General features: G+C 63.7%; 17 protein-coding genes. 2 read left to right on the top strand and 15 right to left on the bottom strand.

Annotation, left to right across the window (positions count from 1 at the left end; translation table 11 throughout):
• Positions 1-24: 24 nt before the first annotated feature.
• From BLR03_RS25195 to rpoB, 7 genes are all read right to left on the bottom strand, one after another.
• Entirely contained in the window at positions 25-147 is a 123-nt protein-coding gene (locus BLR03_RS25195) for a hypothetical protein (RefSeq protein WP_272914133.1), read from the bottom strand.
• 131 nt (positions 148-278) lie between these two features.
• Positions 279-1,469, bottom strand: a complete 1,191-nt coding sequence (gene tuf / locus BLR03_RS09425) for an elongation factor Tu (RefSeq protein WP_091251979.1) — start codon at positions 1,467-1,469, stop codon at positions 279-281.
• Positions 1,470-1,734: 265 nt separating this feature from the next.
• Positions 1,735-3,849: an elongation factor G gene (gene fusA, locus BLR03_RS09420; RefSeq protein WP_091252105.1), complete on the bottom strand. Its 2,115-nt coding sequence runs from the start codon at positions 3,847-3,849 to the stop codon at positions 1,735-1,737.
• Between the two features lie 69 nt (positions 3,850-3,918).
• On the bottom strand, positions 3,919-4,389 hold the full coding sequence (gene rpsG, locus BLR03_RS09415; protein WP_011692813.1) for a 30S ribosomal protein S7: 471 nt from the start codon (positions 4,387-4,389) through the stop codon (positions 3,919-3,921).
• 1 nt (position 4,390) lies between these two features.
• Positions 4,391-4,765 (bottom strand): 30S ribosomal protein S12, encoded by a 375-nt coding sequence (gene rpsL / locus BLR03_RS09410; RefSeq protein WP_018773658.1) that lies wholly within the window; start codon positions 4,763-4,765, stop codon positions 4,391-4,393.
• A gap of 464 nt (positions 4,766-5,229) precedes the next feature.
• Positions 5,230-9,129, bottom strand: coding sequence for a DNA-directed RNA polymerase subunit beta' (locus tag BLR03_RS09405; RefSeq protein WP_091251978.1), 3,900 nt, complete (start codon positions 9,127-9,129; stop codon positions 5,230-5,232).
• Positions 9,130-9,231: 102 nt separating this feature from the next.
• A complete protein-coding gene (gene rpoB / locus BLR03_RS09400; protein ID WP_091251976.1) occupies positions 9,232-12,747 on the bottom strand; it encodes a DNA-directed RNA polymerase subunit beta in 3,516 nt (1,171 codons plus the stop codon).
• Positions 12,748-13,211: 464 nt separating this feature from the next.
• Here rpoB and BLR03_RS09395 point away from each other — a divergent pair, with 464 nt between their 5' ends.
• Positions 13,212-14,411: an acetyl-CoA C-acetyltransferase gene (locus BLR03_RS09395; RefSeq protein WP_091251975.1), complete on the top strand. Its 1,200-nt coding sequence runs from the start codon at positions 13,212-13,214 to the stop codon at positions 14,409-14,411.
• A gap of 82 nt (positions 14,412-14,493) precedes the next feature.
• Positions 14,494-14,982, top strand: a complete 489-nt coding sequence (locus tag BLR03_RS09390) for an aminoacyl-tRNA deacylase (RefSeq protein WP_175460478.1) — start codon at positions 14,494-14,496, stop codon at positions 14,980-14,982.
• 127 nt (positions 14,983-15,109) lie between these two features.
• Here the strand turns inward: BLR03_RS09390 and BLR03_RS09385 are convergent, their stop codons facing one another.
• From BLR03_RS09385 to nusG, 8 genes are all read right to left on the bottom strand, one after another.
• Positions 15,110-16,963: a bifunctional metallophosphatase/5'-nucleotidase gene (locus tag BLR03_RS09385; protein ID WP_091251971.1), complete on the bottom strand. Its 1,854-nt coding sequence runs from the start codon at positions 16,961-16,963 to the stop codon at positions 15,110-15,112.
• 264 nt (positions 16,964-17,227) lie between these two features.
• Complete coding sequence (rplL, locus tag BLR03_RS09380) at positions 17,228-17,605, bottom strand: 50S ribosomal protein L7/L12 (RefSeq protein WP_091251969.1); 378 nt, start codon at positions 17,603-17,605, stop codon at positions 17,228-17,230.
• A gap of 77 nt (positions 17,606-17,682) precedes the next feature.
• Positions 17,683-18,273: a 50S ribosomal protein L10 gene (gene rplJ, locus BLR03_RS09375; RefSeq protein ID WP_091251967.1), complete on the bottom strand. Its 591-nt coding sequence runs from the start codon at positions 18,271-18,273 to the stop codon at positions 17,683-17,685.
• 343 nt (positions 18,274-18,616) lie between these two features.
• Positions 18,617-19,726: a GNAT family N-acetyltransferase gene (locus BLR03_RS09370; protein ID WP_091251966.1), complete on the bottom strand. Its 1,110-nt coding sequence runs from the start codon at positions 19,724-19,726 to the stop codon at positions 18,617-18,619.
• 152 nt (positions 19,727-19,878) lie between these two features.
• Positions 19,879-20,991: a GNAT family N-acetyltransferase gene (locus BLR03_RS09365; protein WP_091251964.1), complete on the bottom strand. Its 1,113-nt coding sequence runs from the start codon at positions 20,989-20,991 to the stop codon at positions 19,879-19,881.
• 198 nt (positions 20,992-21,189) lie between these two features.
• Positions 21,190-21,897, bottom strand: a complete 708-nt coding sequence (rplA, locus tag BLR03_RS09360; protein ID WP_091251962.1) for a 50S ribosomal protein L1 — start codon at positions 21,895-21,897, stop codon at positions 21,190-21,192.
• Positions 21,898-22,082: 185 nt separating this feature from the next.
• Positions 22,083-22,514 carry a 50S ribosomal protein L11 gene (gene rplK, locus BLR03_RS09355; protein WP_024365990.1) on the bottom strand — a complete coding sequence of 144 codons (432 nt, stop codon included), beginning with the start codon at positions 22,512-22,514 and terminating at the stop codon, positions 22,083-22,085.
• Between the two features lie 129 nt (positions 22,515-22,643).
• Positions 22,644-23,504 (bottom strand): transcription termination/antitermination protein NusG, encoded by an 861-nt coding sequence (gene nusG / locus BLR03_RS09350; RefSeq protein ID WP_091251960.1) that lies wholly within the window; start codon positions 23,502-23,504, stop codon positions 22,644-22,646.
• Positions 23,505-23,600: the final 96 nt, after the last annotated feature.

Raw genomic sequence — 23,600 nt, 5'->3', positions numbered from 1 at the left:
ACAGACGGGCGCGGCCGGAGACTACTACTCGCGGTTTGCCCGGTTGATGCGCTTGGCACGCTCGATCTCCTGGCGGAAGTGCTTCTTCACCCAGAAGTATGCGACCGCTGCCCCGACGACGAGCAGCAGAAAAATAAACCAGCCCATGGTGAGCTCCTTTCCCCTACCTGCAAAGGTAGCAGGAACTTAAAAAGAACAGCCCCGCTGCAGATGCAGCGGGGCTGTTCCCTAGTTTTCCGTGGCCGTCAGCCGGCCAGGTCAACCGTGATCAGCAAGTACTACTTGAGGATCTTGGTGACGCGTCCCGAACCAACGGTGCGGCCGCCTTCGCGGATAGCGAAGCCGAGGCCCTCTTCCATAGCGATCGGCTGGATGAGCGCAACGGTCATCTCAGTGTTGTCGCCGGGCATAACCATTTCCGTGCCTTCCGGCAGGGTGATAACGCCGGTTACGTCCGTGGTGCGGAAGTAGAACTGCGGGCGGTAGTTGGAGTAGAACGGGTTGTGACGTCCGCCTTCGTCCTTGGAGAGGATGTAGACGTTAGCCTCGAAGTCGGTGTGCGGGGTGATGGAACCCGGCTTGACGACAACCTGGCCACGCTCGACATCGTCGCGCTTCAGACCGCGGAGCAGGAGGCCACAGTTCTCGCCGGCCCATGCTTCGTCGAGCTGCTTGTGGAACATCTCGATACCGGTAACCGTGGTCTTCTGGATCGGGCGGATGCCGACGATCTCGACCTCGGAGTTGATGGCGAGGGTTCCACGCTCGGCGCGGCCCGTAACAACGGTGCCACGGCCGGTGATCGTGAAGACGTCTTCGATCGGCATCAGGAAGGGCTTGTCGCGGTCACGGATCGGGTCCGGAACGGACTCGTCGACAGCTGCCATGAGGTCCTCAACGGACTTGACCCAAACCGGGTCGCCTTCGAGGGCCTTCAGGCCGGAAACGCGGACAACCGGAGCCTCATCGCCATCGAAGCCCTGCGAGCTGAGCAGCTCACGAACTTCCATTTCGACGAGGTCGAGGAGTTCCTCGTCATCAACCATGTCTGCCTTGTTCAGCGCGACCAGCAGGTAGGGAACGCCAACCTGGCGGGCAAGCAGAACGTGCTCGCGGGTCTGAGCCATCGGGCCGTCAGTGGCGGCAACCACGAGGATTGCACCGTCCATCTGAGCAGCGCCGGTGATCATGTTCTTGATGTAGTCAGCGTGACCCGGAGCGTCTACGTGTGCGTAGTGGCGCTTCTCGGTCTGGTACTCAACGTGGGAGATGTTGATGGTAATGCCGCGCTGACGCTCTTCGGGTGCAGAGTCAATCGACGCGAAGTCACGCTTCTCGTTGAGAGTCGGGTACTTGTCGTACAGCACCTTGGAAATGGCGGCCGTCAGCGTCGTCTTACCGTGGTCAACGTGACCAATGGTACCGATGTTAACGTGCGGCTTAGTCCGCTCGAACTTTGCCTTTGCCACAGGTTCCTCCTAGAACGTTTTCAAATGACTTACCCTTCGGCCGCGCTTGTCGCGACAGAAACTCCAGTAAGTCTACTTGGGGGGCTTTGGATTGGTGAAATTGCAGATTCAGGTACTAATGCTAGTGCCTAGAGCCTGTTCGTGCAGGCGGCCGAACTCCGGCCTGGCCGGACTACAGCTGACCGGAGTCCGGCCACTTGCACCAGATGAATCCCCGCGGGCGGAGACGCATCCGAGTTCTTGCTGCTGCGATGCGTCCTAGGGACTACTCGCCGCGGTTCTTCTGGATGATCTCGTCGGCAACTGCCTTCGGGACCTCGGCGTAGCTGTTGAACGTCATGGAGTACACAGCGCGGCCCTGGGTCTTCGAGCGCAGGTCACCGATGTAGCCGAACATGCCGGACAGCGGGACGTGCGCGCGAATGACCTTGACGCCCTGGGCATCCTCCATGGACTGCATCTGGCCACGGCGGGAGTTGAGGTCACCGATAACTTCACCCATGTATTCCTCAGGGGTGCGGACCTCGACATCCATCAGCGGTTCGAGCAGAACAGGGTTCGCCTTGCGTGCGGCTTCCTTGAAAGCCATACGGCCGGCGATCTTGAACGCCATTTCCGAGGAGTCAACATCGTGGTAAGCGCCGTCAATCAGCGTTGCCTTGATGCCGACAACCGGGTAACCGGCCAGGACGCCGTCGTTCAGCGCATCCTGGATACCGGCGTCGACCGACGGGATGTACTCGCGCGGAACGCGGCCACCGGTGACCTTGTTCTCGAACTCGTACAGCTCGCCGCCTGAGGTGTCCAGCGGCTCGATCGCGATCTGGATCTTTGCGAACTGGCCGGAACCACCGGTCTGCTTCTTGTGCGTGTAGTCGTGACGCTCTACAGCACGCTTGATGGTTTCGCGGTAAGCAACCTGCGGCTTGCCAACGTTCGCCTCGACCTTGAATTCGCGGCGCATGCGGTCCACCAGGATGTCCAGGTGGAGCTCGCCCATGCCGGCGATGATGGTCTGGCCGGTGTCTTCGTTGAGGGAGACCTGGAAGGTCGGGTCCTCAGCGGAGAGCTTCTGGATAGCCGTGGAGAGCTTCTCCTGGTCACCCTTGGTGTTCGGCTCGATCGCAACTGAGATCACGGGCTCCGGGAAGCTCATGGACTCGAGGACAATCTGGTTGGCCGGATCGCACAGGGTGTCGCCCGTGGTGGTGTCCTTCAGGCCGATCGCTGCGTAGATGTGGCCGGCGGTAGCGCCCTCGACGGGCATTTCCTTGTTGGCGTGCATCTGGAACAGCTTGCCGATGCGCTCCTTCTTGCCCTTGGTGGAGTTGACCACCTGGGAGCCTGCTTCCACGTGACCGGAGTACACGCGGATGAAGGTGAGCTGGCCGAAGAACGGGTGCGCGGCGATCTTGAAGGCCAGCGCGGAGAACGGCTCTTCGGAGGAAGGCTTGCGGGTCAGTTCCTTCTCTTCGTCGCGGGGATCGTGACCGATCATCGGCGGGACGTCGAGCGGGTTCGGCAGGTAGTCCACCACAGCGTCGAGCATCGGCTGGACGCCGCGGTTCTTGAAGGCAGAACCACAGAAGACCGGGTAGATCTCGGAGTTGATCGTCATCTTGCGGATGCCGGCCTTGAGCTCGTCGATGCTGATCTCTTCGCCTTCGAGGTACTTCTCCATGAGTTCCTCGGAGGACTCGGCAACAGTCTCAATGAGCTGCGCGCGGTACTCGTCGGCCTTCGCCTGGAGGTCAGCCGGGATCTCGCGGATCTCGTACTTGGCACCCATGGTGACGTCACCCTTAGCGTCGCCGGGCCATACCAGCGCACGCATGTAAAGGAGGTCGACGACGCCGATGAAGTCGTTCTCGGCGCCGATCGGCAGCTGCATGACGAGCGGCTTGGCACCGAGGCGGCTGATGATGGTGTCGACGGTGAAGTAGAAGTCAGCGCCGAGCTTGTCCATCTTGTTGACGAAGCAGATGCGCGGGACGTTGTACTTGTCAGCCTGGCGCCAAACAGTCTCAGACTGCGGCTCCACGCCTTCCTTGCCGTCGAACACGGCGACTGCACCGTCGAGGACGCGCAGGGAGCGCTCAACCTCAACCGTGAAGTCAACGTGGCCGGGGGTGTCGATGATGTTGATCTGGTTGTTTTCCCAGAAGCAGGTCACGGCGGCAGACGTGATGGTGATGCCGCGTTCCTTTTCCTGTTCCATCCAGTCAGTCGTCGAAGCGCCGTCGTGCGTTTCGCCGATCTTGTGGTTCACACCTGTGTAGAACAGGATGCGCTCGGTAGTAGTGGTCTTGCCGGCATCGATGTGGGCCATGATGCCGATGTTGCGGACCTTGCTAAGGTCGGTAAGCACGTCCTGTGCCACGGTGTCTCCCTTTCGGATGGACTGCACGTTCGCCGCCGGCTCAGTCGAGCCGGCGGCGTCCGGGAAGTATTACCAGCGGTAGTGTGCGAAGGCCTTGTTGGACTCGGCCATCTTGTGGGTGTCTTCGCGACGCTTCACAGCGGCACCGAGACCGTTGGAGGCATCCAGGATCTCGTTCTGGAGGCGCTCGGTCATCGTCTTTTCGCGACGGGCCTTGGAGTAGCCGACCAGCCAGCGGAGGGCGAGGGCCGTCGAGCGACCCGGCTTGACCTCGACCGGAACCTGGTAAGTGGCGCCACCAACACGGCGGGAGCGTACCTCAAGCGAAGGCTTGACGTTCTCCATGGCCTTCTTGAGGGCTGCAACGGGGTCGCCGCCGGACTTGGCGCGAGCACCTTCGAGGGCACCGTATACGATGCGCTCTGCGGTGGACTTCTTGCCGTCAACCAGCACCTTGTTGATGAGCTGGGTAACCAGCGGGGAGCCGTAAACGGGATCTAGAACTAGCGGCCGCTTGGGGGCCGGACCCTTGCGAGGCATATTACTTCTTCTCCATCTTTGCGCCGTAGCGGCTGCGGGCCTGCTTACGGTTCTTGACACCCTGGGTATCGAGGGCGCCACGGACGATCTTGTAGCGGACACCCGGAAGGTCCTTCACGCGGCCGCCGCGGACGAGCACAATGGAGTGCTCCTGCAGGTTGTGGCCTACACCGGGGATGTAAGCGGTGACTTCAATGCCACCGTTGAGGCGCACACGTGCAACCTTACGCAGAGCCGAGTTCGGCTTCTTCGGGGTCGTCGTGTAAACGCGGGTGCAAACACCGCGACGCATCGGGCTGCCGTTAAGCGCGGGGGCCTTGGTCTTTTTGACCTTAGGCGTGCGGCCCTTGCGGACCAGCTGGTTAATCGTAGGCACTCTCGTGTTCTCCGTTTTATCCGGAGCGGCCGTTGGCGGACGCTCTCTTGTCGCTGCGCCTCGCCGCCCGAGCCTTGAAGTTCTCTCCAGAGCAGCTGAGGCGAAGCCTTAATAGTCGGACCGCACGCCGGGTTCCAAGGACTTTCGACCCAAATTGCCCCTAGGCATGCGAAAATGTGGCATACGTTGCACAAGAACCCTGCAAACCGGAAACGTCGTCCTGGTTAAGCTTTTCAGCTGCAACCGGCGCACTCATCCACTGCCACAATAACAATTAGTCTCCAGTCTACCACGGGCGGCTCCCAGCCCTTAATCGCGCCCCCTCTGCCCAACTGACTCGCAGCTAAGGCCGTTTTGGGGGCCCATAACGGCCTCAGCTGCCAGCTACTTGGACAGACAGGTAGGGCCCCGCCCCCACTCCGCTGAAAGCAGAGTGGTGACGGGGCCCGACGCCGAACTATCGGTTAGCGGAAGTCGCTGCCGAGATCGTAGTCATCCAGCGGGATGGCGTGGAACTCGGGAGCTCCGTCGCCGCCCAGGGTGTCGTAGGAGAAGTCACTGAATGCGCTGGGGCCGGTGAACAGGTTGGCCTTTGCTTCTTCAGTGGGTTCCACGGTGACCTCGGTGTAGCGCGGGAGACCCGTGCCGGCCGGGATGAGCTTACCGATGATGACGTTTTCCTTGAGGCCGAGCAGCGGATCGCTCTTGCCTTCCATTGCCGCCTGCGTCAGGACGCGGGTGGTTTCCTGGAAGGAAGCTGCGGACAGCCAGGACTCGGTCGCCAGGGACGCCTTGGTGATGCCCATGAGCTCGGGACGGCCGGACGCCGGCGTCTTGCCCTCGGACACAACGCGGCGGTTGGCCTCTTCGAAACGGCTGCGTTCGGCGAGCTCGCCGGGCAGCAGATCCGATTCACCGGACTCGATGACCGTGACGCGGCGCAGCATCTGGCGGACGATAACCTCGACGTGCTTGTCGTGGATACCGATGCCCTGGCTGCGGTACACGCCCTGGACTTCGTCCACCAGGAACTTCTGCGCGGCACGGGGACCCATGATGCGCAGCACCTGCTTGGGATCGACCGGTCCGTTGATGAGCTTCTGACCGACGTTGACGTGATCGCCGTCTTCGATGAGGAGACGTGAACGGCGCAGCACCGGGTAGGCGATCTCTTCGGATCCGTCATCCGGGGTGATGACCAGGCGCATCTGGCGCTCGGACTCTTCGATGGCGATGCGGCCGGCTGCTTCAGCAATCGGTGCAACACCCTTCGGAGTACGGGCTTCGAAGAGCTCCTGGATACGGGGCAGACCCTGGGTGATGTCGTCGCCGCCGCTGGCGGAAACTGCACCACCGGTGTGGAACGTACGCATGGTCAGCTGGGTGCCCGGCTCACCGATGGACTGTGCGGCGATGATGCCCACTGCCTCACCGATGTCGACGGTCTTGCCCGTGGCCAGCGAACGGCCGTAGCACAGGGCGCAGGTGCCGACGCTGGACTCACACGTGAGTACGGAGCGGACCTTGACCTCAGTGATGCCGGCTGCGAACAGTTCGGCAATGACGACGTCGCCGCAGTCGGTGCCGGCCGCGGCCAGGACCTTGCCCGAGGCGTCAAGGACGTCAACGGCCAGGGTGCGGGCGTAGGCGCTGTTCTCGACGTTCTCGTCCAGGACGAGCTCACCGTTGGCGTCAGCCACCGCGATCGCGGTCACCAGGCCGCGCTCGGTGCCGCAGTCCTCTTCGCGGACAATGACGTCCTGCGAGACGTCCACCAGACGACGGGTCAGGTAACCCGAGTTGGCGGTACGCAGGGCGGTGTCAGCCAGACCCTTACGGGCACCGTGCGTGGCGATGAAGTATTCCAGCACCGACAGGCCCTCACGGTAGGAGGACTTGATCGGACGCGGGATGATTTCACCCTTCGGGTTGGCCACCAGGCCACGGATACCCGCGATCTGACGGACCTGCATCCAGTTACCACGTGCGCCGGAGGACACCATGCGGTTGATGGTGTTCATCGGGGACAGGCTGTCACGCATCGCCTGGGCGATCTCGTTCGTGGCCTTGTTCCAGATCTCGATCAGTTCCTGGCGACGCTCGTCGTCGTCGATCAGGCCCTTGTCGTACTGACCCTGAATCTTGGCAGCCATGGTCTCGTAACCGGCAAGGATCGCCGGCTTGGACTTGGGCACCTCGATGTCGGAGATGGCAACGGTGACGCCTGAGCGGGTGGCCCAGTAGAAACCGGCATCCTTCAGGTTGTCCAGCGTTGCCGCGGTGACGACCTTCGGGTAGCGCTCGGCGAGGTCGTTGACGATCCGGGACAGCTCGCCCTTGTCGGCAACATCCTCAACCCACGGGTAGTCCGCGGGCAGCGTCTGGTTGAAGATGACCTGCCCGAGGGAGGTCTCCACCAGTGCGGTCTGACCGGGCTCCCAGCCCTCCGGGGCTTCCCAGCCGGCGTAGGGCACGAAGCCTTCGAGGCGGATCTTGACCTTGGAGTTCAGGTGCAGCTCGTGGAGGTCGTAGGCCATGATGGCTTCCGCAACCGAGGAGAAGATCCGGCCTTCGCCAGCTGAACCGACACGCTTGGTGGTCAGGTGGTAGAGACCGATGATCATATCCTGCGACGGCAGGGTCACCGGGCGGCCGTCCGACGGCTTCAGGATGTTGTTCGAGGACAGCATCAGGATGCGTGCCTCGGCCTGGGCTTCGGGGCTCAGCGGCAGGTGGACTGCCATCTGGTCGCCGTCGAAGTCGGCGTTGAAGGCGCCACAAACCAGCGGGTGAAGCTGGATTGCCTTGCCTTCGACGAGCTGCGGCTCGAACGCCTGGATGCCAAGACGGTGCAGGGTAGGTGCACGGTTCAGCAGCACGGGGTGCTCGGTGATGATCTCTTCGAGGACGTCCCAAACCTGCGGGCGGTAACGCTCCACCATCCGCTTGGCCGACTTGATGTTCTGTGCGTGGTTGAGGTCAACCAGCCGCTTCATCACGAACGGCTTGAAGAGCTCCAGGGCCATCTGCTTGGGCAGACCACACTGGTGCAGCTTCAGCTGCGGGCCGACGACGATGACCGAACGGCCGGAGTAGTCGACGCGCTTGCCGAGGAGGTTCTGGCGGAAACGGCCCTGCTTGCCCTTGAGCATGTCGCTCAGGGACTTGAGCGGACGGTTGCCCGGTCCGGTGACCGGACGGCCGCGGCGGCCGTTGTCGAAGAGGCTGTCAACAGCTTCCTGAAGCATGCGCTTCTCGTTGTTGACGATGATCTCCGGGGCACCGAGGTCAAGCAGGCGCTTGAGACGGTTGTTACGGTTGATCACGCGGCGGTAGAGGTCGTTGAGGTCGGAGGTCGCGAAGCGGCCACCGTCCAGCTGGACCATCGGGCGCAGTTCCGGCGGGATCACCGGGACGGCGTCCAGCACCATGCCGAGCGGGCTGTTGTTGGTGGTCAGGAAGGCGTTGACCACCTTGAGCCGCTTCAGGGCACGCGTCTTGCGCTGCCCCTTGCCGTTGGCGATGACGTCGCGCAGCATGTCGGACTCGGCCTGCATGTCGAAGTTCTCAAGACGCTTCTTGATGGCCTCGGCACCCATGGAGCCTTCGAAGTACATGCCGTAGCGGTCGCGCAGTTCGCGGTACAGGCCTTCGTCACCTTCGAGGTCTGCGACCTTAAGGTTCTTGAAGCGGTCCCAGACCTGCTCGAGGCGCTCGATTTCGGCGTCGGCACGCTTGCGGACGTTCGCCATCTGGCGGTCAGCGGAGTCGCGGGCCTTCTTCTTGTCGGCAGCCTTGGCGCCTTCGCCTTCGAGGCGCGCGAGCTCGTTCTCGAGGTCGCGGGCGATCGTGGCGATGTCGGAGTCGCGGTTGTCGATCAGCTGCTTCTTCTCGATGTCGTGCTCAACCTGGAGGTTGGGCAGTTCTTCGTGGCGGCTGTCGGCGTCGACGCTCGTGATCATGTAGGCGGCGAAGTAGATGACCTTTTCGAGGTCCTTCGGTGCCAGGTCAAGGAGGTAGCCCAGACGGGAGGGAACGCCCTTGAAGTACCAGATGTGCGTGACCGGGGCGGCCAGCTCAATGTGGCCCATGCGCTCACGGCGGACCTTGGCGCGGGTGACTTCAACGCCACACCGCTCGCAGATGATGCCCTTGAAGCGCACGCGCTTGTACTTGCCGCAGTAGCATTCCCAGTCGCGGGACGGGCCGAAGATCTTCTCGCAGAAGAGGCCGTCCTTCTCGGGCTTGAGCGTGCGGTAGTTGATGGTTTCCGGCTTCTTAACCTCGCCGTACGACCAGCCACGGATGTCTTCCGCGGTGGCGAGGCCGATCTGCATGAGGCCGAAGGAGGATTCGCTGGACATATGGTCCCTGTTCTCTCTTGTTCTCTAAATTCTGAAGTCTTGGGTTACGGGAAGAGGGAGGACTCCGACGACGGACGGGAACCGCCCGCCGTCGGAAGCCTGCTAAACCTCTTCTACGGAACTGGGCTCTGCACGAGACAGATCGATGCCCAGTTCTTCCGCAGCCGTGAAGACTGCGTCATCAGAGTCACGCATTTCAATTGTGGTTCCGTCCGTGGAAAGCACTTCCACGTTCAGGCACAGCGACTGCATTTCCTTGATCAAGACCTTGAAGGACTCAGGAACGCCCGGCTCGGGGATGTTCTCGCCCTTGACGATGGCTTCGTAGACCTTCACGCGACCGTGGATATCATCCGACTTGATCGTGAGGAGTTCCTGGAGCGTGTAGGCGGCGCCGTATGCTTCGAGCGCCCACACTTCCATTTCACCGAAGCGCTGGCCACCGAACTGTGCCTTACCACCCAGCGGCTGCTGCGTGATCATGGAGTACGGGCCGGTGGAGCGTGCGTGGATCTTGTCGTCCACCAGGTGGTGGAGCTTCAGGATGTACATGTAGCCGACCGAGATCGGATCCGGGAACGGCTCGCCGGAGCGGCCGTCGAACAGACGGGTCTTGCCTGAGGAGTTGATCAGGCGGTCGCCGTCGCGGGTGACGTTGGTGGAATCGAGCAGGCCCGTGATTTCCTCTTCACGAGCACCGTCGAAGACCGGCGTTGCAACAGTGGTCTGGCCACTCTCGCGCGGCAGGTTCGGCAGCTGCTTGATCCACTCGGGCTCGCCTTCGATCTTCCAACCGGTCTTGGCAACCCAGCCGAGGTGCGTTTCGAGCACCTGGCCGACGTTCATACGGCCCGGAACACCAAGCGGGTTCAGGACGATATCAACGGGGGTACCGTCGGCAAGGAAGGGCATGTCCTCGATCGGAAGGATCTTGGAGATAACGCCCTTGTTGCCGTGACGGCCGGCGAGCTTGTCGCCGTCGGTGATCTTGCGCTTGGCGGCCACGTACACGCGGACCAGCTGGTTGACGCCCGGGGGCAGCTCGTCGTCGTTGTCGCGGTCGAAGACGCGGACACCGATCACGGTGCCGGACTCGCCGTGCGGGACCTTCAAGGAGGTGTCGCGCACTTCGCGGGACTTCTCACCGAAGATGGCGCGCAGCAGGCGCTCTTCCGGGGTCAGCTCGGTTTCGCCCTTGGGGGTGACCTTACCGACCAGGATGTCGCCGGCCTCAACTTCGGCACCGATGTGGATGATGCCGCGCTCGTCCAGGCCTGCCAGGACTTCCTCAGACACGTTGGGGATGTCACGGGTGATTTCCTCGGCACCAAGCTTGGTGTCGCGGGCATCGATCTCGTGCTCCTCGATGTGGATCGAGGACAGGACGTCCTCGGCCACGATGCGCTGGGACAGGATGATGGCATCCTCGAAGTTGTGGCCTTCCCATGACATGAATGCCACGAGCAGGTTCTTACCGAGGGCGAGCTCGCCCTGGTCCGTTGCCGGGCCGTCAGCGATGATGCCGCCGACCTCCAGGCGCTGGCCTTCGTTCACCAGGACACGGTTGTTGTAGCAGTTGCCCTGGTTGGAGCGGGCGAACTTGTTGATGCGGTAGTTGGTTTCCGTGCCGTCGTCGTTGAGCATGATGACGAGCTCGGCGGAAACCTCGGTGACCACACCGGCCTTCTTCGCGATGGTGACGTCACCGGCGTCGACGGCGGCGGCGCGCTCCATGCCGGTGCCGACGAACGGCGCCTCGGAGCGGACCAGCGGCACGGCCTGGCGCTGCATGTTGGCACCCATGAGTGCACGGTTAGCATCGTCATGCTCGAGGAACGGGATCAGGGCGGTTGCCACGGACACCATCTGGCGCGGGGAAACGTCCATGAACTCGACGTCGGCGGCGGGAACCAGCACGGGCTCGCCTCCACCACCGCGGGCACGGACCAGGACGGTCTCCTCGGCGAAACGCTTGTTCTCGTCGAGCGGGGCGTTGGCCTGAGCGATCAGGACCTCGGCTTCGTCGTCGGCGGTGAGGTACTTGACCTCATCGGAAACGACGCCCTCGGAGACAAGGCGGTACGGGGTCTCGATGAAACCGAACGGGTTGATGCGTCCGTAAGAAGCCAGCGAACCGATCAGACCAATGTTCGGGCCTTCAGGAGTTTCGATGGGGCACATACGTCCGTAGTGGGACGGGTGCACGTCACGGACTTCCATGCCGGCACGGTCACGGGACAGACCACCCGGGCCAAGCGCGGACAGGCGGCGCTTGTGGGTCAGACCGGAGAGCGGGTTGTTCTGGTCCATGAACTGGGACAGCTGGGAAGTTCCGAAGAACTCCTTGATGGCTGCCACAACGGGACGGATGTTGATCAGGGTCTGCGGCGTGATGGCCTCAACGTCCTGGGTCGTCATGCGTTCGCGGACAACGCGCTCCATGCGGGACAGGCCGGTGCGGACCTGGTTCTCGATGAGCTCGCCGACGGCGCGGATGCGGCGGTTGCCGAAGTGGTCGATGTCATCGATCTCGACGCGGAGCTCGTGGTCCTGGCCGTCGCGCTTGCCCATGAGGGTCTTCTCGCCGGCGTGCAGGGCAACCAGGAACTTGATCATGGCCACGATGTCTTCAACGTGCAGGACCGAAGCTTCCTTGTCGCCAAGGGAGCGGTCGATGCCAAGCTTGCGGTTGATCTTGTAACGGCCAACCTTGGCCAGATCGTAGCGCTTGGAGTTGAAGTACAGGTTGTCCAGCAGGGACTGGGCAGCCTCAACCGTGGGCGGCTCGCCCGGGCGCAGCTTCCGGTAGATGTCCAGCAACGCGTCTTCGCGGGTCTCGGTGGCGTCCTTCTCCAGCGTCGCGCGCATGGAGTCGTACTGGCCGAATTCCTCGAGGATCTGACCTTCGGTCCAGCCGAGGGCCTTCAGCAGCACGGTGACGGACTGCTTGCGCTTGCGGTCGAGACGGACGCCGACCTGGTCGCGCTTGTCGATTTCAAGTTCGAACCAGGCGCCGCGGGAGGGGATGATCTTCGCAGTGAAGATGTCCTTGTCACTGGTCTTGTCGGCGGTGCGCTCGAAGTAGGCGCCCGGGGAGCGGACCAGCTGGGAGACAACGACACGCTCGGTGCCGTTGACGACGAAGGTGCCCTTCTCGGTCATCAGCGGGAAGTCACCCATGAACACGGTCTGCTGCTTGATTTCGCCCGTGTTGTTGTTCATGAATTCGGCCTTGACGTACAGCGGAGCCGAGTACGTTGCGTCCCGGTCCTTGCACTCGGCCATGGTGTATTTGGGGTCAGCGAACTCCGGCTCGGAGAAGCTCAGGGACATGGTGCCCTGGAAGTCCTCGATCGGGGAGATCTCTTCGAAGATGTCAGACAGACCCGAGGTGGTGGCGACGCTGAGGTCGCCTTCTTCGACGGCCTTCGCCACGCGCGCCTGCCAGCGTTCGTTTCCGACCAGCCAGTCAAAGCTGTCCGTTTGCAGGGCGAGCAGATTCGGAACATCAAGAGGTTCGTGAATCTTTGCGAATGAGAGCCGGCGAGTGGCACCATCGGTGCTGTCGGCATTGATAGCGGTAGCGTTGTTTACATTAGAGGTGCTCGAGGCGACCAAGAGGGATCCTTCCACAGACCTTCAGGCGTTGTCAGATCTCCCCCGTTATGCACCCTGCAGAATGACTCCACAGTGCTACCAGTCCGGTTCCGCTATATGACCCGGGACCCGCGCTGCCCACGCTGGTGCACGTTGTAGACGGCACATTGATGGAGCAGCTGTCAGGCTAAGCCCACCGCTATATGAAGGCTGAAGGTAAACAGGGAAGACGCAAATATCTACGATACGGCAAAGCAACCTACTTGTCTACCCCACTTCCGGCGGGATTGCAAGCACGAAGTTTGGCGGATGTTGCTCGGACGTTGCACAGAGGACGCTGTGCAGAGGCTGTGCGGCGGCTCCCCCGGCGTCCGGCCGGTGTCATGCGGCGGCGCCGGCCCGGGGCCGAATGGATAGGTGATGGGGCTCACGATAACGTAGACAGTAAGCCGTCATAGAGCCGTCGCAGATCGGAAGAGAAGACCATGAACAATCCTGCAGACAACAACGACGTTGTCATCCTCGCCGCCGCCCGCACCCCCCAGGGGCGCCTGAACGGGCAGCTGGCCAGCTTCACCGCCGTCGAACTCGGCTCCCATGCCATCAAGGCCGCCCTGGCCGCCAGCGGCGTCAAGGCGGACCAGGTGGACAGCGTGATCATGGGCCAGGTCCTGCAGGCCGGGGCGGGCCAGAACCCGGCCCGCCAGAGCGCCATCGGCGCCGGCATCGGCTGGAACGTCCCCACGGTGACCATCAACAAGGTCTGCCTCTCGGGCCTCACCGCCGTGATCGACGGCGCCCGGATGATCCGCAGCGGCGACGCCACCGTGGTGGTGGCCGGCGGCCAGGAATCCATGACCCGCGCCCCGCACGTGCTGCCCGGCTCACGGCAGGGCTGGGCGTACGGCACGGTCCAGGCCCTGGACGTGGCCGCGCACGACGGCCTGACCGACGCCTTCGACGGGCAGTCCATGGGGCTCTCGACGGAAAGCAAGAACCTGACCCTCGGCATCGACCGGGCTTCCCAGGACGAGGTCGCGGCGCAGTCGCACCAGCGCGCCGCCCGGGCCGCCAAGGACGGCGTCTTCGACGGCGAGATCGCCGCGATGAGCGTCAAGCAGCGCAAGGGCGATCCCGTCGCCGTCACCTCCGACGAAGGCGTCCGGCCGGACACCACCGTTGAGTCGCTGGCCGGCCTGCGCGCGGCGTTCGTCACGGACGGCACCATCACCGCGGGCAACTCCTCTCCCCTGTCCGACGGCGCTGCCGCGCTGGTGCTGTGCAGCCGGAAGTTCGCCGAGGACAACGGCCTTGAGTACCTCGCCGTGGTCGGCAAGCCCGGCCAGGTCGCCGGGCCGGACAACTCGCTGCACTCCCAGCCGTCCAACGCCATCAAGAGCGCCCTGGACAAGGCCGGGTGGACGGTCGCCGACCTCGACTTCATCGAAATCAATGAGGCGTTCGGCTCCGTGGCGGTGCAGTCCCTGAAGGATCTCGGCTACCCGCTGGAGCGGTGCAACATCCACGGCGGGGCGATTGCCCTGGGCCACCCGATCGGGGCCTCCGGCGCGCGGCTGGCCCTGCACGCGGCCCACGAACTCAAACGCCGGGGCACCGGCAAGGCCGCCGTGTCGCTGTGCGGCGGAGGCGGCCAGGGCGAAGCACTGCTGCTGTACCGCGAGTAGGGCTGAACTGCAACTAGGGCTGAACTGCGACTGAACCGGCACCCGCCGGGTTCAGGAGTTCCAGGGAGGGGTTTTGGCAGGCATGGCAGAGCAGACAACAACCGGCCGCGGCCGCCAGCGGTTCCTGGCCGACGCCGCGGCCCGCGGCCTGGACGTCGAGATCGTGGAACGCCTCGCCGCCCGCAGCCTTGAGGAAGCGGCCGACATCCTGGGGATCCGGCCCGCGGATATCGTGAAATCGCTGGTGGTCAAGCACAAGGACGGCAGCTTCCTTTTCGCCCTCGTGCCGGGTGACCGGCAGATCTCCTGGCCCAAGCTGCGGGCGCTGCTGGGCGTCAACAAGCTCTCGCTCCCGGCGGCGGAAACGGCGTTCGAGGCCACCGGCTACGAGCGCGGGACCATTACGCCGCTCGGCAGCACCCGGCCGTGGCCGGTCTACGCCGACCAGACCATCACGGGCCGGCGGATCTCCATGGGAGCCGGGGAACACGGCTACAGCGCGTTCGTCGACGCGGACGCCCTGACGGCGGCCCTGGGGGCCGTCGTCGCCGACATCACCGAACCCGGCTAGCCGAACCAATCCGACTAGCCCAGCCGGGTTAAAAGCAATGCGGGGATCCTTCGCGCCCATAATCCCGTCATGGATGGGCGCCAGGGATCCCCGCGTTCCTGTTGGGCCGTGTTGTGTGTAGGCCGCGTCAGGCCGTGACCGTGAGGGGCGCGCCGTTAACGGTGAGCCGCCAGTTGGCCTGACTGAACACGGCAACATCCAGGGTGCCGTGGTCCACCACGTAGTCGATGATGCGCTGCCGGATCTCCTGCTGGCTGTTCGAGAGCACCGGAGCGGTCTTGACGGCCGGGAAGTTCCCGCCGCCGCTTTGCCGGTAGTTGTTGATGGCCAGGGCAAATTCCTGCTCGGGCCGCAGCGTCTGGCCGCCGTAACTCAGATTGGCGATCCTGTCCCCTGCAGGCCGGGCGAGGTCGATCTCATAGTTCAGCGGAGCGTCGAGTCCGTAGACGACGTCGTAGTTATAGTCCGGTGTGCCATTCGGGGCCACGGCGGTCACGGCGTTCGTGACGTCCTCGGCCCTGGCCGTGGTGCCGGTCACCGGTTTGAAGTACTGCGCGGACCACTCCAGGTAGTCCTTGACCTGGGCACCGGTGACTTTGATGGAGAGCAGGGTGTTGTCGAAGATGTACAGCCCTGCGACGTCGCGGATGGTCAGCGGTCCGGCCTTGACGTCGACGGCGCGGGAGAAAGCCGCCGCAATGGAGAGCACGGGCAGCCCCGCCGCGGGTCCGTTGGCCAGCTCGGCCTTGATGGTGCTGGCCTGGATGTAGTTGATGGCGTCGATCGCGGCGGAGTCCTCCCAGCAGGCGGCTGCCGTGCTGAGCGGGGCTGTGGAAGTGCCGATCACCTCGTTGACGTAACTCACCGTGGCCTCGTGCCCGGCCTGAACGGCCCGGACGACGGCGGGATCGGCGTCGACCGTCTTGGCGTCCAGCAGGAGCGAATGTGCCGATGTGACGGTCCACTGGCCCTTCTCCTTGGCGAGTTCGAGGTCCATGACGGACACCCGCATGCCCCATTTAAGCGGCTCGGTCAGGAGTACCTGCTTGCCGGTGGCTTTGTTGGTGACGAAGCGTTCCGGGATTTCCAAGTGGGCGTGCCCGACCAGGATGGCATCAATGCCGGGGACTTCCTCGGCGAGCTGGGTGGAAGCATTCTCCGGGAAGGGCAGGGCGTCGCCGTAGGATGATCCGGGTGTCGCGCCGGAGTGGCTCGTGACGATTACGATGTCGGCGCCGGCGGCTTTGACCTGCGGGATGACCTTTTTGGCCTCTTCGACGATGCCGTTGAAGTCGAGCTTTCCCTGGACGTTGTCGCGGTCCCAGAGCGCGCACCCCGGCGTCACGAAGCCGACCAGGCCGACCGTCAGCCAGCCGTTGTCCGTCTTGACCCGTTTGAGGACGTAGGGGGTGAAGGCGCGGCCGCCTGTGACGGCGTCGTGGACGTTGGCGCCCAGGAGCGGGAAGTCCAGTTGCTTCTCCCAGGTGCGCAGGAGCGGAATGCCGTAGTTGAACTCGTGGTTGCCCAGGCCCACGGCGTCGTAGCCGATCGTGTTCATGGCCAGTGCCATGGGGTGTTTCACGGTTGCGGAGATGGGGTTGATTTTAGCGAAGTAGTAGGCCAGCGGCGTGCCCTGGATGGTGTCCCCGGCGTCGATGGTCAGAGTGTTCGCGGCGCCGCGCTCGGCCCGCATGGCGTGGATCAGGGTGGCCGCCTGGGCGATCCCGATCTTGTTCCCGGCGGTGTCGGCGTAGGCGGTGTTCTTGAAGTAATCCCAGTTGAAGACGTTGTTGTGCAGATCGGTGGTGCCGAGCACGGTCAGCGTGAACTGTTTCTTCCCGCCGGGCTGGCCCCCTTCTGAAAGTTTGCCGGCGGCCTGTGCTGCCGGGGCTCCGGCCAGCGCGGCAGCGGCGGCGCCCCCGCCCACGAGGGCTGCTGTGAGCATGGCGCGGCGGGAGAAGGAATCGTGAGGGTCCGTCATTGTGGGTGAACTCCTGAACTTTGGGGGGCCGGTGGGCACAAATCCAAAGTCTAGGGACGCGCCAGCAAGTGCGACAGGGGTATCAGAAAATCTTTGCCTAATCCTTGCACTCCGTTCACCCGGCGCCCGGCGGGACAGGTTCTGTCCATCGATCCCGCCAAGCCGGCCCGGAGTTCGGCCCGGGAACGCAGGAAACCCCGCCCACCGGAGTGGACGGGGTTTCCGTGAAGCAGTGCGGACCGCGAAGGATCCGGACGGCGAAAGTTACTTGAGGGTAACGGTGGCGCCGGCAGCCTCGAGCTGCTCCTTTGCCTTCTCGGCAGCTTCCTTGGTGGCGCCTTCGAGAACAGCCTTGGGAGCGCTGTCAACCAGGTCCTTGGCTTCCTTGAGGCCCAGGGAAGTGATGGCGCGAACTTCCTTGATCACTGCGATCTTCTTGTCGCCAGCAGCTTCGAGGACGACGTCGAAGTCGGTCTTCTCTTCGGCTTCCTCAGCAGCAGCGCCACCGGCGGGGCCGGCAACGGCAACAGCAGCAGCGGTAACTTCGAAGGTCTCTTCGAAGAGCTTGACGAACTCGGAGAGCTCGATGATGGTCAGTTCCTTGAAAGCTTCAATGAGCTCTTCGTTGGTGAGCTTCGCCATGGTGTGGCGTCCTTCCTATAGTGGTGCCCGGCGGACCTGAGGCCCGCTGTCGCACCGGAGTCTTATGGAGAAGAGAGTTAGTTCTCTTCGGGGGCTGCGGCTTCGGCCGGTGCGGCCTCGGCTGCTGCATCTGCTGCGGGAGCTTCTTCAGCGGCGGGTGCTTCGGCTGCTGCCGGTGCACCGTTCTCTTCTTCAAGCTTGAGGCGCAGTGCGTCGATGATGCGTGCAGCAGCGGCAGCAGGAGCCTTGAGGACACCTGCAACCTTGGCGAGCTGCAGCTCACGGGACTCGAGTGCTGCCAGGGCAGCAACTTCGCTGGCGTTCAGTGCCTTGCCTTCGAAGTAACCGGTCTTGATGACCAGCTGCTTGTTGGCCTTGGCAAAATCCGTCAGGCTCTTGGCAGCGGCAACTGCGTCACCCTTGATGAACGCGATTGCAGTGGGGCCGGCAAGCTGACCGTCGAATGCTTCGACACCAGCTTCCTTGGCTGCAATAGCGGTCAGGGTGTTCTTGACGACCGAGAACTTGGTTTCCTGGCCGAGAGAAACACGCAGCTGCTTGAGCTGTGCAACGGTGAGCCCACGGTATTCGGTCAGGACAGCGGCGGTCGATTCCTTGAAATCGTTAGTGATCTCAGCTACTGCTGAAACCTTGCTAGGCGTTGCCATAACCCTCCTTCCGGGGATAGTGCCGGTGTGTCCGGGTCCCCGCTCAGGTGAGCTAAAAACTAAAAACGCCCCGCGCAGATGCACGGGGCTTGTCTCGACGCAGTCCATGACCGCGGAGCTTTGCTTCGTTCACCTGCGCCGGCCGCCCTATGTTCAGGGTCCTTCGTCCGGAAACCTACTGTGTTCTCCCGGCGCGACTGCAGAAGTGAGTCTTGCTTGGGAGAGTGGATTTCCAACAACCGACGGTCTTTGGTCCTCCCAGCTTACGGGACACCGTGCGTGTGCTCCAAATCGGGCCGGCACGGGAGCCCGCGCCCGAGGATCAGCGCGCACGCGCCGGCCCTCAGCTGACAGACGGACCGAAGTTGGGAAGTTCCTTCTGCCAGAGACCGGTCACGCCTGCTGTCGTGAACCCCAGCTGCTGGTTGACCTTGAGCAGGTAGCGGTTCTCCGGGGCGTTCCAGGTGTAGAGGACCCGCGCGTCCGGGAACTGTTCGCTGAGCCGCTCCATGTTAGCGACCTTGATCAGCAGTCCGAGCTTGTTGCCGCGGTGTTCCTGCAGCACCACAGTGTCATCCTGGAACACGACGTCAGGGCGCAGCGCGAGGACACTGATGGTGGTCAGTCCCACGAGAGTTCCGCTGGCGATGTGCTCGACGGCGGTCACCACCGTCCGGCGGCCCTGGGCAATGGTCACCTCCTCCGCTTCGCGGAGGATGCCGCCGTCGAACACCATCTCCTCGGCATCCGGCCCCGGCACTTCGTCCTCGCCTGCCTGGTTCTCCAGGGCGGCGACCGCCTCGAGCCACTGGTCCGGGCAGCGGTCCGTCCAGTGGTGCAGGCGGTACCGGCCGGCATTGGCTTCCTCGGCCTCCGCCTCCAGTTCGGCGACGAGCTTGCTGTCCAGGGGCAGGGCGCAGGAACTGAACTGTTCAATGTGCTGCAGCGTGTATCCGGTGTGGCGGGCGAACTCGACGTCGCGGCTTCCCAGCGGGACAAACCCGACACCGCTTCCGGGCACCAGCTGCTCGGCCTCCGGGTCCGTCAGCGTCGATCCCGGATGGTTGGTGTCGATCAGGATCGTGTGGCGGCCCTCGTCCCGGGCGAAATGCTCTGCGGCCTCGAGCAGCTGCCGCCCCACACCCCGGCGCCGGTACTCCGGAAGGATATCGAGGGTAAATTCGGCGAGGTCCAGGTTGTCCACGAGCGGCAGGGCGATGTCAGCTGTCCCGACGATCACGCCGTCGACCTTGGCCACGAGGATCACCTGGCGTTCGTAGGGGTCCGCCATCTCCAGCAGTTTCTCCTGCGGCGCGTAGGCGAGGTCGTCGGTACCCCAAGTCTGCATCCTGACCCTTCGCCCCACTTCGATAGCGGCGAGAAAGTCAGCGGCATCGGGCGCGTCGAGGGAATCGGGGATCCACAGCTGCTCAATCCGTACATCGTCTGCCATAGAGGGCATCATCCCAGCCGTTCTGCCACCCGCCATCGGTACGGCCCGGTTCAGACCGGGCTTTCAACCGCCAGCATATGCCGGTTTGGGCTGCTGTTCCATTGGTGACGCGGGCCAGTTTCCGAACTCAGGGCGTCCGGCCTCCACGGGGTTCAGTTCGGGGTGCCATTGCCGGCCGCGACAACAGAGCGCTGCCATTCGCCGTCGTACCCCGCCGGCTTGAAGCCCAGTGCGATGTTGATACCAAGCATGTGGTCGTTCTCGGCTGCGTTGAAGGTGATGACCCGCTGCACCTCGGGATAGCCGTCACGCAGCCGGCGCAGGTTGAGGATCTTGACGAGCATGCCCAGCCGGTGACCCCGGTGGCTTGCCGCGACCAGGGTGTCATCCTGGCTGGCCAGCCAGGGTTTGTCGGCGGCGACCTGAAGGACGGTGTAGGCGGCGAGCTCACCGGTGGCCCGGTGCCGCGCCGCCGCGACCAGGGAGGACAGGCCGGCTCGTCGCCAGGTGTCCTCGACGTGGCGCACCCGCGCGACGTTCCACGTTTCCGGCTCGTAGCTGAGCGCGCCGGCGGGAGCGTCGGTGCTCATGCGCGACATCAGCACGGCCAACTGGGCGGCATCTTCCTCAGGGCACGAATCGCTCCAGTGCAGAAGTTCATAGCCTCCCGCGCGGGTCAGGGCGTCCCGCGCCAGAGCAGCGAGGTCCGCGGCCGCCGGAACCTCCAGGGCGCTGAAGCGTTCCACCTGCTCCAGGCGGTAACCGGCCCGCCCGGCGAACCGGACGCCGGACGCACCGGCCGGAAGCTCCCCGGTCCCGGTGGCCGGCCTGATGAGGTTCGGACCGTCGACGTCGAAATCGGCCGGGTGCTCCGTGAACGTCTGCAGTATGGTCCGGCCGTCGCCGGCGGCCAGCGCTTCGGCGTGCTGCAGCAGTGCCCGGCCGATCCCGCGGCCGGCGAAGGAATCGAGAACGTTCACGTGCAGGAGCGCACTGCTGAGGTTTTCCTGCAGTTCGTAACGGATCCACGAGCGGGCCACCATGCGCCCGTCGACCCGGACGAAGAAGAGCCGCAGCCGGCTGTAGGGGTTGTCCCGCCAGTACTGGAGCCGGGCCGCCGCGGATGCTGAACGGTCCAGGTTTCCCCAGGTCTGCAGGGCGAGCTCGTCGCAGAGATCCACAAATTCACGGAACTCCCCCACGTCGGCGGCATCAACGTCCGCGGGGAGGGAAACCTGCTCGATGCGGTACGGCGGCGTCGTCACCGGGAAATCCTAACCGGCCGCCCGGGCGGCGCCAAGCGTTTCCGGACGGCACCTGGTTTCCGCGGGGCACGAAGTGTCCGGGCGCAGGAGGGATTCCCGCGCCGGATACGGCGAAAGGCCGCCCCGCAGTTGCGGGACGGCCTTTCGCTGGAAACTGGTGACGCCCTGAAGCCGGCGACGCCGTGGATCCGGTGAGGATTAGACCTCGGTCAGGACCTTGGTGACGTTGGGGTCAACCGAGATGCCCGGGCCGAACGTGGTGGCCACGGTGGCCTTCTGGATGTAGCGGCCCTTGGAAGCGGACGGCTTGAGGCGCAGGACCTCTTCCAGAGCGGCTGCGTAGTTCTCAGCCAGCTTGATGGCGTCGAAGGACACCTTGCCGATGATGAAGTGCAGGTTCGAGTGCTTGTCGACGCGGAAGTCGATCTTGCCGCCCTTGATGTCGTTGACGGCCTTGGCGACGTCAGCGGTCACGGTGCCGGTCTTCGGGTTCGGCATCAGGTTACGCGGACCCAGGACCTTACCGAGGCGGCCAACCTTGCCCATGAGGTCAGGGGTGGCAACGGCGGCGTCGAAGTCGGTCCAGCCGGCTGCGATCTTTTCGATCAGGTCATCGGAACCAACGAAGTCGGCGCCGGCAGCGATTGCTGCCTCAGCCTTGTCGCCCGTTGCGAAGACGAGGACGCGGGCAACCTTACCGGTGCCGTGCGGCAGGTTGACGGTGCCGCGGACCATCTGGTCGGCCTTACGCGGGTCAACGCCCAGGCGGAAAGCGACCTCAACGGTGGCGTCGAACTTGGACGGGTTGGTGTCCTTGGCGAGCGTCACTGCCTCGAACGGCGCGTAGAACTTCTCCGCGTCGATCTTGGCCGCGGCTGCCTCATATGCTTTGCTGCGCTTTGCCATGCTGCTTATTTCTCCTTGTGCAGTTGTGGTCTGCGGACCGCGCTGGGCCCTGCCACAGGCGGCATTCCGGCTGGTTTATCCATCCCGGAATTCCGCTTTTCAATGTTTAGGTGTTGCCGGCGGACCGGCGGTGCTGACCGGCGTCGTGATCGGTTTTCCGAACCCGGCGCATCAGCGGTGGGGAATTAACCCTCGACGGTGATACCCATGGAGCGGGCGGTGCCGGCGATGATCTTCGCTGCGCCTTCGAGGCTCGTGGCGTTGAGGTCTTCCATCTTGGTGGTGGCGATCTCGTTGACCTGGGCCTGGGTCAGCTTGGCAACCTTGACGGTGTGCGGGGTCGGTGACCCCTTGGCAACGCCTGCAGCCTTCTTGATGAGCTCTGCAGCCGGCGGGGTCTTGGTGATGAACGTAAAGGAACGGTCTTCGTAGACCGTGATTTCCACGGGGATCACGTTGCCGCGCTGGGCTTCCGTCGCAGCGTTGTACGCCTTGCAGAATTCCATGATGTTGACACCGTGCTGGCCAAGCGCAGGACCGATCGGCGGGGCCGGGTTAGCGGCACCTGCCTGGATCTGCAGCTTGATGAGGCCGGTGACCTTCTTCTTGGGAGCCAATGTAGGTCCTTCTCTCAAATACGTCCTGGGACACAGGAGCGTGCCTCAGGTTGGTGGCCGCCATGGCAAGGCGGCCGGCCGCTCCGTGGCTGCTAAGCGGGCAGCCCGGGGCGAATTCTTGTAGTCCAGCTAGATCTTGCTGACCTGGTTGAACGCCAGCGTGACCGGAGTCTCGCGTTCGAAGATGGACACCAGCACCACGAGGGTCTGGGAATCGATCTTGATCTCGGAGATCGTGGCCGGAAGGGTCTCGAACGGGCCCTCCTTGACGATGACGGACTCGCCAACCTCGAAGTCGACGTCCACCTGGGCGGCAGCGTGCTTGACGGGCTTGCCTTTCTCGGCCTGCTCTTCTTCGAAGACCGGGGCGAGCATGGAGAAGACCTCATCGAGGCGCAGCGGGACCGGGTTGTGGGCGTTGCCCACGAAGCCGGTGACGCCGGGGGTGTGGCGGACGGCGCCCCAGGAAGCGTCCGTCAAGTCCATGCGGACCAGGACGTAGCCGGGGATGCGGACGCGGTTGATGACCTTGCGCTGAGCGTTCTTGATCTCAACGACTTCCTCCATCGGAACCTGGATTTCGAAGATGTAATCTTCCATGTCCAGGGTCTGGATGCGGGTCTCAAGGTTGGCCTTGACGCGGTTCTCGTAGCCTGCGTAGGAGTGGATGACGTACCAGTCACCCTCCTGGCGGCGCAGCTTGGCCTTGAACTCTTCGGCGGGGTCGACGTCGGCCTTGGCGGCCGCGGCTGCCAGCGCGTCGGTATCTTCTTCAGCTTCGCCCGTTTCGGCGTCAGCGTCAGTGTCTTCTTCAGCGTCGACGTCGGCGGCAACTGCTGCCTCTGCGTCTTCTTCCGGGGCTACGGCCTCGTCAGTGACGTCGGATTCGGGTGCAGCAGACACAGCCTCGGACTCTTCCGCGGCTTCCACCGCGGCGTCCTGGCTCTTATCCAGCCCAGTCTCAGTTACCTCGAGCTCCTGCTCAGACACTTGGTCTCCTGCTTCCTCATTGCCTAACATGCCTATTTAAATGACTCAATTCCGCACACCCCGCGGAATCTCCGGTTTCCCGGGGCATCCACGCAG

It is taken from the genome of Arthrobacter sp. ok909 (assembly GCF_900104405.1).
Classification (GTDB): domain Bacteria; phylum Actinomycetota; class Actinomycetes; order Actinomycetales; family Micrococcaceae; genus Arthrobacter; species Arthrobacter humicola.
This window is presented reverse-complemented; position numbering and strand designations above follow the sequence as displayed.

Coding starts and splice junctions, on each gene's coding strand:
- rpsG (WP_011692813.1), bottom strand. CDS start 4,389: ATGCCTCGCAAGGGTCCGGCCCCCAAGCGGCCGCTAGTTCTAGATCCC.
- rplL (WP_091251969.1), bottom strand. CDS start 17,605: ATGGCGAAGCTCACCAACGAAGAGCTCATTGAAGCTTTCAAGGAACTG.
- BLR03_RS09390 (WP_175460478.1), top strand. CDS start 14,494: ATGGCAGAGCAGACAACAACCGGCCGCGGCCGCCAGCGGTTCCTGGCC.
- BLR03_RS09370 (WP_091251966.1), bottom strand. CDS start 19,726: ATGGCAGACGATGTACGGATTGAGCAGCTGTGGATCCCCGATTCCCTC.
- rplA (WP_091251962.1), bottom strand. CDS start 21,897: ATGGCAAAGCGCAGCAAAGCATATGAGGCAGCCGCGGCCAAGATCGAC.
- rplJ (WP_091251967.1), bottom strand. CDS start 18,273: ATGGCAACGCCTAGCAAGGTTTCAGCAGTAGCTGAGATCACTAACGAT.
- BLR03_RS09385 (WP_091251971.1), bottom strand. CDS start 16,963: ATGACGGACCCTCACGATTCCTTCTCCCGCCGCGCCATGCTCACAGCA.
- BLR03_RS09405 (WP_091251978.1), bottom strand. CDS start 9,129: ATGTCCAGCGAATCCTCCTTCGGCCTCATGCAGATCGGCCTCGCCACC.
- BLR03_RS25195 (WP_272914133.1), bottom strand. CDS start 147: ATGGGCTGGTTTATTTTTCTGCTGCTCGTCGTCGGGGCAGCGGTCGCA.
- BLR03_RS09395 (WP_091251975.1), top strand. CDS start 13,212: ATGAACAATCCTGCAGACAACAACGACGTTGTCATCCTCGCCGCCGCC.